The 11,643-nt window shown below is 40.4% G+C and carries 13 protein-coding genes; 11 read left to right on the top strand and 2 right to left on the bottom strand.

Features of this window, described 5'->3' with window-relative positions; all coding sequences use genetic code 11:
• Positions 1 to 700 precede the first annotated feature (700 nt).
• The 11 genes from ACG3M1_RS22830 (at position 701) to hydF (ending at position 10,019) form a co-directional block, all read left to right on the top strand.
• Positions 701 to 1,084, top strand: a complete 384-nt coding sequence (locus tag ACG3M1_RS22830) for a hypothetical protein (protein WP_002606677.1) — start codon at positions 701 to 703, stop codon at positions 1,082 to 1,084.
• Between the two features lie 114 nt (positions 1,085 to 1,198).
• Positions 1,199 to 1,333, top strand: a complete 135-nt coding sequence (rpmH, locus tag ACG3M1_RS22825) for a 50S ribosomal protein L34 (RefSeq protein WP_009274359.1) — start codon at positions 1,199 to 1,201, stop codon at positions 1,331 to 1,333.
• A gap of 188 nt (positions 1,334 to 1,521) precedes the next feature.
• Positions 1,522 to 1,848: a ribonuclease P protein component gene (gene rnpA, locus ACG3M1_RS22820; protein WP_002606676.1), complete on the top strand. Its 327-nt coding sequence runs from the start codon at positions 1,522 to 1,524 to the stop codon at positions 1,846 to 1,848.
• Between the two features lie 31 nt (positions 1,849 to 1,879).
• Positions 1,880 to 2,875, top strand: coding sequence for a YidC/Oxa1 family membrane protein insertase (locus ACG3M1_RS22815; protein ID WP_002606675.1), 996 nt, complete (start codon positions 1,880 to 1,882; stop codon positions 2,873 to 2,875).
• A gap of 12 nt (positions 2,876 to 2,887) precedes the next feature.
• Positions 2,888 to 3,502: a protein jag gene (locus ACG3M1_RS22810; RefSeq protein WP_002606674.1), complete on the top strand. Its 615-nt coding sequence runs from the start codon at positions 2,888 to 2,890 to the stop codon at positions 3,500 to 3,502.
• A gap of 93 nt (positions 3,503 to 3,595) precedes the next feature.
• A complete protein-coding gene (locus tag ACG3M1_RS22805) occupies positions 3,596 to 4,219 on the top strand; it encodes a hypothetical protein (RefSeq protein WP_009270077.1) in 624 nt (207 codons plus the stop codon).
• A 14-nt stretch (positions 4,220 to 4,233) separates the two neighbouring features.
• Positions 4,234 to 5,697: a diguanylate cyclase domain-containing protein gene (locus ACG3M1_RS22800; RefSeq protein WP_009270076.1), complete on the top strand. Its 1,464-nt coding sequence runs from the start codon at positions 4,234 to 4,236 to the stop codon at positions 5,695 to 5,697.
• A gap of 388 nt (positions 5,698 to 6,085) precedes the next feature.
• Positions 6,086 to 6,349, top strand: a complete 264-nt coding sequence (locus ACG3M1_RS22795; RefSeq protein WP_002606672.1) for a TM1266 family iron-only hydrogenase system putative regulator — start codon at positions 6,086 to 6,088, stop codon at positions 6,347 to 6,349.
• On the top strand, positions 6,342 to 7,430 hold the full coding sequence (hydE, locus tag ACG3M1_RS22790) for a [FeFe] hydrogenase H-cluster radical SAM maturase HydE (protein ID WP_009270075.1): 1,089 nt from the start codon (positions 6,342 to 6,344) through the stop codon (positions 7,428 to 7,430). Before ACG3M1_RS22795 ends, hydE begins: the two co-directional genes overlap by 8 nt.
• On the top strand, positions 7,409 to 8,827 hold the full coding sequence (gene hydG, locus ACG3M1_RS22785) for a [FeFe] hydrogenase H-cluster radical SAM maturase HydG (RefSeq protein WP_009270074.1): 1,419 nt from the start codon (positions 7,409 to 7,411) through the stop codon (positions 8,825 to 8,827). The genes hydE and hydG overlap by 22 nt, the downstream gene beginning before the upstream one ends.
• Before the next feature lies 1 nt (position 8,828).
• Entirely contained in the window at positions 8,829 to 10,019 is a 1,191-nt protein-coding gene (gene hydF, locus ACG3M1_RS22780; protein WP_040014075.1) for a [FeFe] hydrogenase H-cluster maturation GTPase HydF, read from the top strand.
• A 461-nt stretch (positions 10,020 to 10,480) separates the two neighbouring features.
• On the opposite strand, the gene ACG3M1_RS22775 is transcribed toward hydF, so the two are convergent.
• Both ACG3M1_RS22775 and ACG3M1_RS22770 read right to left on the bottom strand, forming a co-directional pair.
• Positions 10,481 to 10,948 (bottom strand): hypothetical protein, encoded by a 468-nt coding sequence (locus tag ACG3M1_RS22775; RefSeq protein WP_009270072.1) that lies wholly within the window; start codon positions 10,946 to 10,948, stop codon positions 10,481 to 10,483.
• On the bottom strand, positions 10,929 to 11,642 hold the full coding sequence (locus ACG3M1_RS22770; RefSeq protein ID WP_224727362.1) for a ribulose-phosphate 3-epimerase: 714 nt from the start codon (positions 11,640 to 11,642) through the stop codon (positions 10,929 to 10,931). The genes ACG3M1_RS22775 and ACG3M1_RS22770 overlap by 20 nt, the downstream gene beginning before the upstream one ends.
• Between the last annotated feature and the right edge of the window lies 1 nt (position 11,643).

Below are 11,643 nucleotides of genomic sequence, written 5' to 3'. Positions count from 1 at the left end.
AAACGACTCCTTTTTCATGCACCTTATATTTTACTATAGATTGTGGAAAAATACCACGGCTATTCTGATTAAGATAAAGGGAATCACAGCATATGTAAAAAAGTGCTGCTGTCATGTAGAAAAAATGGAAATAATTTGTTTATGGAAAGTGAAGGAGAATACTGATTCAGTTTTCCACCGGACAGGACACGTTTTCTGAAGGATTTCCGGTGGATTCCGTTTACACACATAGGTTATCCACAGGAAAACATGCTTTAAACAGGATAAATAAAGGAGTTTCTCCACTTTCCACAGCTTTCCATATGGAAAAAATGGGGAAACAGGAAGTGTGGAATCCTGTATTTTGTGGAAAAGTGGAAAACAATGGATATCAACAGATGCTTTTCCATCATTGTATACACATGAAAAGTATGATAAATAAAGGTTATGAGAAGCTTTTCTACAGTTTCCACATATGGTGGAAAACTATGATATGTATTCTTGTGGAAGAATCGTGGAAAATCTCTTGCATCGGGATAAACAGCTGATATCCTCTGCTTCATATTATGAATTGGAGTTGAAAGCCAAGTTTTCCACCGTAAACGGAGTGTTTTGTTGAAAACCCTCTGAATGATAATATACAGGACAATTTGCGAAGTGAATTGTGTTCTTTTTCAACTTCCTATATAATAGATGAGATGATTATATAGGATGTGATGATATGAACTGGTTTGAAAAAAGTACAAAACGCATGATTCAGCACCGTCTTGCCTCTACCTATCAGATGAGTCTGCTGCTGGAGCTGTTTCTGGCACTGCTTTCATTTGTTTTGATTGCGGATAAGCTTTCTTCCCTATCCGTTTTCTTCGGAATTCTCGCTGTGGTTGTAGCGGCAAGAATTATCTTCCTGTACGCAGTTATGAGCCTGCGTGTGGAAACCAGAATTGTTTACGGCATCATGCTGCTGCTTCAGGCACTGATCTCCACCGTTTTATTTTTTTATGCAAGTATCTTTATATTTATAGTGGTTTCTGCTTTTATCGTGCTGCTGTTCCCTATTTTTACACATGCCTTCTGTCGAAAAATGGCATGGATTGACAAATAAACGTATTTTCAAATATTTTTAATGAATTATTGACTTTGACAGAGTTTTTATGTATAATTTTAAAGCAATGCTCAATTTGTATAAAATGATAAAGAAGAAGTGGAGGTGGCTCTTGTGAAAAGAACATATCAACCGAGCAAAAGAAAACACCAGAAAACTCATGGATTCAGAGCCCGTATGGCTACAGTAGGAGGACGTAAAGTATTAGCGCGTCGTCGTGCCAAAGGTAGAAAAGTGTTATCAGCATAAAAAATCACCCTGTGGTGATTTTTTTTCGCCTTGTCAAAGTGAAGGCTTCCTCTGTTTCAGGTGCTTTCCTGCTGTACGTTATTGCTTTTTCCCCTGATTTAGGCTATGATTAAGCGTATGATGCTGTGAAAGCGTATAGCAGGCAGAAAACGGCATCAGGGAAGCGGAAGACAGAAAGGAAGAACTGCATGAAAAAGGAATATCGTGTGAAAAAAAGCCAGGAATTCGCCGAGATTATGAATTACAAAAAATTTTACACCTGTCCTTCCTTTGCTATTTATGTGAAGCCGCGAAAAGAAGATCATGCAAGAGTAGGAATTTCCGTTGGTAAGAAAATGGGAAAAGCAGTTGTACGTAATAAAATCAAGCGTCAGGTACGCATGATGGTACAGGATATTTACAGTTTTGAAGAGAAATTTGATACGATTATACTCGTTCGCGTAAAATATCATGAAGAAAATTATATAAACAACAAAAAACTCTTGGAAAGATTGGTTAAAAAAGTTAAAATATAAAGGTAGGCAAACTTAGCGAGGAGACAAAAAGATGAAAGATTTTTTTAGAAACAAAAAGAAGTTTCTTCTGGTCGTTATGCTGATGGTCGTGACACTGACCGGATGTAGTGTTCCGCGTGGGCAGAATGGTAAGACATATGTCAATTCCATTTACACGAACAATGACGTTCAGGTGAAACGCGGAGATGTTGACATTCCAGACGACAAAGAACTTCAAAAGAAGTATAAGGATTATAAAGCAGATGATTTGATTACAATCGAAAAAACAACATTCTCGGATGCAATGGACGAGGGATGGTTCAACGGGCTGATCGTATGGCCGATTGCATTCCTGATTAACTTTGTAGCAGATTTCAGTGATGCAGGTATCGGTATCATTGCAGCGACCTTCCTGATTCAGCTGCTGATCTTCCTGTTCTCAATCAAATCACAGGTAGCATCACAGCGTATGCAGTCCATTCAGCCGGAAATGAATAAGATTCAGGCGAAATATGCAGGCAAAACCGATGACCGCTCCAAGATGCAGCAGGCGCAGGAAATGCAGGCGCTCTACAGCAAATACAAAATCAATCCGTTTGGAACACTGCTGGTAACGTTTATACAGTTCCCGGTAATTCTGGGTATGTATCAGGCGACGATGCGCGCGTACAGCGTGGTAACCGGTTCCTTCCAGGGAATCAACCTGGCTAAGACGCCGATCGAAGGGTTTAACTTAGGTAATTACTGGTATGTTGTCATCTTTGTTCTGATGGTAGCCTTCCAGCTGTTGTCCTTCAAAATGCCGCAGTGGCTGCAGGAACACAGAAAGAAAAAGATGCATGTCAAAGAGAAAAAATATGCAGAGCCTAAGAAAAAGGGCGGAAATGGTATGATGGGCTCCATGAACATGATGATGTACATGAGTACCGGTATGATTGCCATCTTTGCAATCAACTGGCCGCTGGGTATGTCCTTCTACTGGCTGGTAAACTCTCTTGCAAGAGTTATCCAAAATATTGTAATCCACAAATTCTTTATCAAAGATTAGGAGGATAACAGGATGAAATCGTATACTGGCAAAAATCTGGAAGATGTATTGAAGCAGGCTGCCGAGGATAAGGGAGTAAGCGTAGAAGAGCTCACTTATAATGTTACAGAAGAAACCTCAGGCTTTCTGGGTCTTGGCAGCAAAACAACCATAACGGCTTACTGTAGAAATGATATTCGTGAATTCATGAAAGCATATCTGCAGACCTATTTCGAAGGTATTCATATGGAAGTGTCCATTGATGTGGTGGATGACGGTGAATATTTCCGTGTTAATCTGGACGCTGAGAACAACGCTATTCTGATTGGAAAGAACGGACAGACATTACAGGCAGTCAATACTGTTCTGAAATCTGCTTCTTCCAGTGAGTTTAAGCGCCGGATTGGTGTACTGATTGATATCAACGGATATAAGGAAGAGAAATATCAGAAAGTTTGTTCATTGGCTCTTCGAGTTGCGAAAAGCGTACAGAGGACAAAAACTGATGCAACACTGGATCCTATGCCGGCCGATGAAAGAAAGGCTATTCACAACTATTTAGCCAATATGAAGCATATTGCTACCGTCAGTGAAGGTGAAGGTAATCAGCGGCGTCTGAAAATCGTTTACAGCGAAGATAATGCATAAAAAACAGGGAGTCATGCAAGACAGCATGGCTCCCTTTCCATATGCGAAATTTGTCGAATGTGAGTTTTTTTAATTAAAGAAAAGAGGATGAGCATGGAAGTTTATAAAAAAGAAGCTACAGAGCTTGAAGAACAGCTTCTTATACTGCGCAAACAGGGGAGACCGGAGGAGATTCTTCAAAAGGCTTCCCGGCTACTGGAAATTGCGCAGCTTCATCAGGATCCCTACTACATTGCAGCTGCATTGTATTTTCAGGCATATTATGAATTTTCAAGAGGAAATTACAAAGAATGTCTTCAGCACTGCTTTCAAAGTGAGGAATACTGTGAAAAAAATGAATATCTGAAAATTCTTGCATACATACATAATCTACAGGGAATCGTTTATTCTGATCTGGGGGATTTTCTCACCTCCCTGCATTTTCTTCTAAAGGCTTATTATCTCACAATGGATCATCCGGAATTCGAATATCATTATGCGATTATTAACAATCTGGGAACTTTGTTCCATGATATCGATTGTGAACAAAGAGGAATTGAATACTTCATACGGGCATTTCAGGAACGAAGAAAAATGCATCTTGAATTTTCACTGAATGACGGTATTATATTAACGAATATTCTGATGGTATATATGAAAATGAACCGCGCAGCAGAGGCAGCTCCTGGTATGAAACATTCTTACGCTATTTCAAAGACAATGACCATGTGGTACTGACAGAGAATAGAATCATGATCAGCATATTCGAATTGTGGCACAGAAAGGATATAGCGAAATTAAAGCAAAGATTATATGACTTTCTGGAGGCTGCTCCCCATACATCTGATTATAAAAATACAGTGAGAAACTATATGGATTGTATTCACATCTGCATTTCATTAAAATTAAAGGATCAGGCATATCTGCTATATCGCAATCTTGAAAAAATGGAATCTCATCATCCAAACTCTATCAATTCCGCAAGACTAGCAGATATCAAGGTGGAGCTGGCAATGCAATTTTGCTCCAAAGAGGAACTATTTCTCCATCTGCTGGAAGCCTATCGTCTCAACCGAAAGGCCAGAGAGCAGGAAAAACGCAATAATCTGCAAAGTATGATGAATAAAATGGATTTGGAAAACGCACTCTACGAACAGCATATTATCCTGCAGCGAAATGAAGAGCTTCTTCGCAGCAACAAACTGGATCCCTTTACCGAGGTATTGAATAAAACTGCCTTTCGCAACCATGTGCTGGAGGCGATTCGTGGTAAAAGAGCAGACGAAAAGGGTGCTTTCTTTATACTGGATATTGATAATTTCAAAATTATCAATGATACCTGTGGACATCTTGTGGGTGATCAGGTAATCATGAAGGTCGCAGCTAATCTTCAGAATAATCTAAGAGAGGAAGATCTAGTCGGCAGAATCGGCGGTGATGAATTTTGTATGTATCTGAATCATATCTCATGTATTGAGGATATTGAAAAGAATGCTTTACGTATTATAGATAATATACGCAATCTGAATATCAGTAAGCTGCAGAAGCAGCTTACTGTCAGTATGGGAATTTGTATTGTGGATACAGAAAAGGATTTTGAAGATATCTTTATGAAAGCAGATCATGCTCTTTATGAAGCTAAGGCAAATGGGCGTGACCAGTTTGTTGTCTATAAAAATGACTATTTCAGTCAGATCATGCAGAAAAAAGAAAAGCGCAAGGACCGCCATGAGGTCACCGTCAATGATATTCTGCCAAAGGTATTTGAAATGCTGAATGTATTCGATAAACGGGATGAGCTGCTGGCACAGACGATGGAATTTATCTGCCGTTCCATGAATGTGAAAAATATATTTCTGCTTCGCTTTGAAAATGAAGCATATTCCATGGGCAGAGTTTATATATATGACCTGGAAAGGAATAAGGCATCCAAGCATGTTCATATTCAGACGGATCCAGCATACCTAAAGGCTTTTGATGACAGACACCTTTACTATCAGAATCAGATTAACGTAAATGATATCCGTTATATAAATGCGTATGAACAATATCAAATTCAGGCAACACTGCAGCATCAGATTTTGTATGATCATAGAATGATTGGTGTACTTGGTATGAATGATCGAAGAATTCATGAATGGAATGAAGATGATTTATCGCTGATTCGTAATCTTTCCTATGCATTTGCGACCTACCTGATTGCAATTGAAAAATAGGGATAAGATAAATCTGAGAAATACAATAAAAACATGGAGTCTAAACAATTTGCAGTTCTGATTGAACGAAAAACAGACGCATTTCATCCAATGTAAGAATAGGAAGAGGGAGTACGCAGCAATGTCTTCTTCTTTTCTTTATGTATTGGAAATTATTTTAGTTTTTTAAGTACATAGTACTATATTACTTGTGAACAAATAAACAAGGTGTTATAATCAAGATGTTGAAGTGAGCGGAAAGTGGTACTGACCGTAAACATCAAACATCGATCGCTGACGATCTGCTTCTAAAGGAACAGCCTGAGGAAAAAGACGGGAATGCAAATAGTTTTTTACTGTATTCTTGTTTTTTCATAGGACAAGAATTTTTTTAATGGAGGAGGATGTTATGGAAACTAGAGTTGCTGTTATCGGTATCATTGTCGAAAATACGGAGTCTGCTGAAAAAATCAATTCCATACTTCATGAATATGCACAATATATTCTTGGTCGTATGGGAGTGCCGTATCAGAAAAGAGGGATTTCTGTTATCAGTATTATCATAGATGCACCTCAGCCTGTCATTTCTGCATTATCCGGTAAACTGGGGAAATTAGAGGGTGTCAGTACAAAGGCACTGTATTCCAATGTGATGGAGAATATAGATGGATAATGTTTCTTTTCTGATCGAAAAGCTATATATGGAAGGCTGGCTAAGAGATGAAGAATTTCTTGAGGTACTTATACATCATGGTGAGAATGAAATAAGAAATCTGCTTGCGGAGTATGCAAGAAAAACAGCGCACAGATACTATGGAAATAAGGTGTATACCCGTGGATTGATAGAGTTTAGCAACTACTGTCGCAATGACTGCTATTACTGCGGTATCCGCCGCAGCAATTCCCATGCGCAAAGATACCGTCTGAAAAAAGAGGATATCCTTACCTGCTGTGATGAAGGCTATAATCTTGGATTTCGTACCTTTGTCCTGCAGTCCGGGGAGGATGGATATTATACGGATGAGCTTCTGATTGAAATCATAACTGATATAAAACGGCGGTATCCGGATTGTGCTATCACCTTATCACTTGGAGAAAAAGAGAAGGAGAGCTATCAGCGCTATTATGATGCAGGTGCAGATCGTTACCTGCTGCGTCATGAAACAAGCAATGCACAGCATTATCGTTGTCTGCATCCAAAAGAGCTTACCAGTGAGCATCGCAAGCAGTGCTTAAGAGATTTGAAGGCGATCGGTTTTCAGACCGGCTGCGGAATCATGGTCGGTTCTCCCTCACAGACGCTGAAGCATATTGTAGAGGATTTGCATTTCATGAAGGAGCTTCAGCCGGAAATGGTGGGAATCGGGCCTTTTCTTCCGCATCATGATACACCGTTTCACAATGAACCGGCCGGCAGCTTCACGCTGACACTGACACTGCTTTCCATTATCCGTCTGATCCTGCCGGATGTACTTCTTCCGGCGACTACAGCTCTGGGTACGATTGATCCACAGGGAAGAGAACAGGGGATTTTAGCAGGTGCCAACGTTGTGATGCCCAATCTCAGTCCGATAGCTGTGAGAAAGAAATACATGCTGTATGATGATAAAATCTGTACCGGTGATGAAGCAGCCGAATGCAGAGTATGTCTTTCCAATCGTATGAAGCGTATTGGATATGAACTCGTAACAGATCGCGGCGACAGTATAAGAAAGTTAGAGGAAAAACGTATATGTACAATAAACATTCACTGAAAGCAACGGAATTTATTGACGATGAGGAAATCAAAGAAACACTGTGCTTTGCACAGGAAAACAAACACAATAAGGAATTGATCAGCTCCCTGATTGAGCGAGCCGCAGATTGTAAGGGGCTTACACACAGAGAGGCTGCGGTGTTATTGGAATGTGATCTTCCTGAGGAAAATGAAAAGATGTTTACGCTGGCAAAACAGATCAAGCAGAAGCTGTATGGCAATCGCATTGTTATGTTTGCTCCGCTGTATCTTTCCAACTACTGTGTTAACGGCTGTGTATACTGTCCCTATCATTATAAGAACAAGCATATTCGAAGGAAAAAGCTGACGCAGGAAGAAATAAGGCAGGAGGTTATTGCCCTGCAGGATATGGGACACAAGCGACTTGCTCTGGAAACAGGAGAGGATCCTGTTCACTCACCGATTGAATATGTGCTTGAGAGTATTAAAACGATTTATGGCATCAAGCATAAGAATGGAGCTATTCGCCGAGTGAATGTAAATATCGCGGCAACAACTGTGGATAATTACCGAAAGCTGAAGGAAGCAGGAATTGGTACGTATATCCTGTTTCAGGAAACCTACAACAAGCAATCATATGAACAGCTGCATCCAAACGGACCGAAATCAAACTATGCCTACCACACGGAGGCAATGGATCGTGCCATGGAGGGCGGTATTGATGATGTCGGCTGTGGGGTATTGTTTGGATTGAATATGTATCGTTATGACTTTGTAGGACTTTTAATGCATGCTGAGCATCTGGAGGCGGTTCACGGCGTTGGTCCGCATACAATCAGTGTTCCACGTATCTGTCCTGCTGACGATATAAATCCGAATGAATTTTCAAATGCCATCAGTGATGAGATATTTACAAAAATTGTTGCTGTATTGCGAATAGCTGTACCATATACCGGTATGATTATCTCTACAAGAGAATCACAGAAAACAAGAGAAAAGGTTCTTGATCTCGGTATTTCTCAGATATCCGGAGCTTCTTCCACCAGTGTCGGCGGCTATGCAGTACCGGAAAAGGAAGAGGAAAACAGTGCGCAGTTTGATGTGAGTGATAACCGTACCCTGGATGAGGTGGTTAACTGGTTGTTGAAGCTGGGCTATATACCGAGCTTCTGTACGGCATGCTATCGGGAAGGAAGAACAGGGGACCGCTTTATGAGTCTGGTGAAATCCGGACAGATTGCGAACTGCTGTCATCCAAACGCATTATTGACACTGCGGGAGTATCTGGATGATTATGCAGAAGAGGATACAAAAAAGCTTGGCAGTGCCATAATAGATCGGGAGCTGTTACATATTCCAAATGAGAAAGCAAGAGAAACCTGTGCCTCCTATCTGCATTCCATTGATAATGGAAAACGGGATTTCCGGTTTTAATATGAGTCTTCAGGACACACCCAATGCAGTACGGCTGCACATTGGCATATTTGGAAAACGAAACAGCGGGAAGTCCACACTGTTAAATGCCATTACGAAGCAGAAGGTCTCTACCGTTTCTCCTGTGGCGGGGACAACCACGGATCCTGTAATAAAAGCGATGGAGCTTCATGGTCTTGGACCGGTGGTATTTTATGACACTGCAGGCTTTGATGATGAAGGGGAACTGGGGAATCTGCGTGTTGAAAAAACAGTGGAAGTCACTCAGAAAACAGATATGGCAATTCTGGTATTCCGTGACATGGATATTTCCTGGGAAATGACATGGTATAAGAAGTTAAAAGAAAAACAGATTCCTGTTCTTTGCATATGGAATCAGGATGCTGAAGATGAGAAAGCATATGCGGATGTGGTTACACAGATTGAGAAGAAAACAGGTAGTGACGTACTTATTGCAAATGTGAAGGAGCTGGTGACGGATGATGTTCGTCAGGCTCTGATTCGTCTGCTTCCCTCTGATTTTACGGAAGAAACGATCACCGGACATCTGGTACAGGAAAATGATCTTGTTCTGCTTGTTATGCCGCAGGATATACAGGCTCCAAAGGGAAGATTGATCCTGCCGCAGGTACAGACAATTCGCGATCTGCTGGATCACAAATGTATTATTCAAAGCTGTACAAGCGATACGATAGATGCGGCTCTTTCAGCTTTGTCAAAGCCGCCGAAGCTGATTATCACAGACTCACAGGTGTTTCCGCTTGTATATGAAAAAAAGCCGGAGGAAAGTCTGTTGACCTCATTCTCCGTACTATTCGCAAAATACAAAGGGGACATCCAATATTTCATAAAAAGTGCAAAGGCTATTGATCAGCTGACTGTAAACAGCAGAGTTCTAATTGCCGAAGCCTGTACACATGCCCCACTTGCGGAGGATATCGGCAGGGTTAAGATTCCTGCTATGCTGAAGAAAAAATATGGAGACGGCTTGCAGGTGACTATTGTTTGCGGTACGGACTTTCCGAAAGAACTGCAGGACTATGATTTCATCATTCATTGCGGTGCCTGCATGTTTAATAAAAAATATGTTCAATTCAGAGTGGAACAGGCAAAAAAGGAAGGAATACCGATGACGAATTACGGAATTGCTATCGCATATATGAAAGGGATACTGGAGCATATTATATATTGATAAGCAAAATAAAAAGTGAATGCTCAACTCATTTACTTGATTCATTACAATGAAAGAGTAACACAGCTGTTTCATAAGTACTGACTTATGGAGCAGCTTTTTGTTATACGTTCCTTTTTAAAAACATCATATGGCTTATGCCTTCCTTTTTATAACTGAAACCGAATCTGCAGGACTGGGAAACAACGAATACTATAGAGTTTTCATAGACGAAAGATACCTCATAGGAGAAGATAAATACAGCAGTATGCAGAGGCTCTTTTTCGGTTATAGAAAAAGCTAAAAAAAGCAAAGAGGAAAGAAAATCTGAATCGTGGAATTGATGGGGTGATTACAAAAAAGAGAATTCAAATTATTGATCTATACAATCATGCTGAATTCTCTATACCTTGTATTTACTTTCAATCAGGTAAAAATTGGATTTTTTTCATTTCTGTATATACTCCGATATGAGTTAGAACCTATACAGAACCCCTGATGTTTTCCTGTTTCGAAATATCAATGAAATAATCACAGATTCTTCGTACAGCTGCCCTCTGCTTCTTCATATCGGTACCGGTGGCTTCATTAAACCAAAAAATTTTGAATTTTTCGTTTCCGAAGCTCAGAATAACACTGCTTTTAAATACACCCTTTCTCACAGTGGCTCCTTGTATATCCTGTAATGGAATACGGAAATATCCGGTAGCCCTTGTCACATCCAGAGAATGCAGTGTAACAATATGAAGATTCGTTTTCGTTAAACCCACATAGCAGTATATATTACGGAATCCGATATTCGGACGTTTATCTGCATCAACAGCATAGGATAACAGCCTCGGTGTTGTGGATACGATATTTCCCCAAGTTGTTGCCCTGTACTTCTCCTGCTCACAAAGCAGCTTTTTTAATTCCGTATTTTTGCTTTCCTCATTCATAGTCAATGCCATTTGAATTTCCTCCTGCAATGATGGCCTGTTCGAGAAGCACGATGCTTTCATCAATGGAATGCTTATGATTACATAAGCCGGAGGTTCCTCCTGTAAACATCGTTGCGCCCGCCTTTGCACATTTCTGTATGGTCCCTGTATGAATATTTCCATCAACTTCGATCACCCTGTCAAGCCCTGCTGTCATAAGCAGCTGATGCATTTTTTCTATATGGCGAACTGCCTCCTCTTGAAAGGTCTGTCCTGAAAAACCGGGTTGGACACATAGTTTCAAAATCCACTCCGCATGCTCAGAGACTTTAATGAAATCTTCTGGTACCGGTGTATCACAGCGAAAGGCAAGGACAGGCTTTGCTCCAAAATCACGTACTGTTTGAAAAGCTTTTTCTATATCGATATCCGCCTCATAATGAATCGCAATATAATCTGCTCCGTTTGCTATACAGGGCTTAATATATGGAATCGGGTTTCTACAGGCCAGATGCACCGTAATCGGCAATTTAGTATAGCTGCGAAATACCTTCAGCATGAGATCGCCGAAAATGAAGCATTCATTAAACTGGCCATCCACCATATCATAGTGAAGACTTTTAATACGAGATTGATTGATTTCCTCCATACTCTCAGCAATATGTCCAAGATCAATACAGGACAAGGATGCATTAAAACTGAATTCTGTTGTTGTCAGCTTCATG

This window comes from Clostridium sp. 10cd* (genome assembly GCF_044336395.1).
Lineage (GTDB): Bacteria > Bacillota_I > Bacilli_A > Erysipelotrichales > Erysipelotrichaceae > Clostridium_AQ > Clostridium_AQ innocuum.
This window is presented reverse-complemented; position numbering and strand designations above follow the sequence as displayed.

Bases quoted from the DNA above. Each gene is read 5' to 3' on its own strand.
- ACG3M1_RS22805 (WP_009270077.1), top strand. From the start codon at position 3,596: ATGGAAGTTTATAAAAAAGAAGCTACAGAGCTTGAAGAACAGCTTCTT.
- hydF (WP_040014075.1), top strand. From the start codon at position 8,829: ATGAGTCTTCAGGACACACCCAATGCAGTACGGCTGCACATTGGCATA.
- ACG3M1_RS22770 (WP_224727362.1), bottom strand. From the start codon at position 11,642: ATGAAGCTGACAACAACAGAATTCAGTTTTAATGCATCCTTGTCCTGT.
- ACG3M1_RS22795 (WP_002606672.1), top strand. From the start codon at position 6,086: ATGGAAACTAGAGTTGCTGTTATCGGTATCATTGTCGAAAATACGGAG.
- ACG3M1_RS22800 (WP_009270076.1), top strand. From the start codon at position 4,234: ATGATCAGCATATTCGAATTGTGGCACAGAAAGGATATAGCGAAATTA.
- ACG3M1_RS22775 (WP_009270072.1), bottom strand. From the start codon at position 10,948: ATGGCATTGACTATGAATGAGGAAAGCAAAAATACGGAATTAAAAAAG.
- ACG3M1_RS22810 (WP_002606674.1), top strand. From the start codon at position 2,888: ATGAAATCGTATACTGGCAAAAATCTGGAAGATGTATTGAAGCAGGCT.
- ACG3M1_RS22830 (WP_002606677.1), top strand. From the start codon at position 701: ATGAACTGGTTTGAAAAAAGTACAAAACGCATGATTCAGCACCGTCTT.
- hydE (WP_009270075.1), top strand. From the start codon at position 6,342: ATGGATAATGTTTCTTTTCTGATCGAAAAGCTATATATGGAAGGCTGG.
- rnpA (WP_002606676.1), top strand. From the start codon at position 1,522: ATGAAAAAGGAATATCGTGTGAAAAAAAGCCAGGAATTCGCCGAGATT.
- hydG (WP_009270074.1), top strand. From the start codon at position 7,409: ATGTACAATAAACATTCACTGAAAGCAACGGAATTTATTGACGATGAG.
- ACG3M1_RS22815 (WP_002606675.1), top strand. From the start codon at position 1,880: ATGAAAGATTTTTTTAGAAACAAAAAGAAGTTTCTTCTGGTCGTTATG.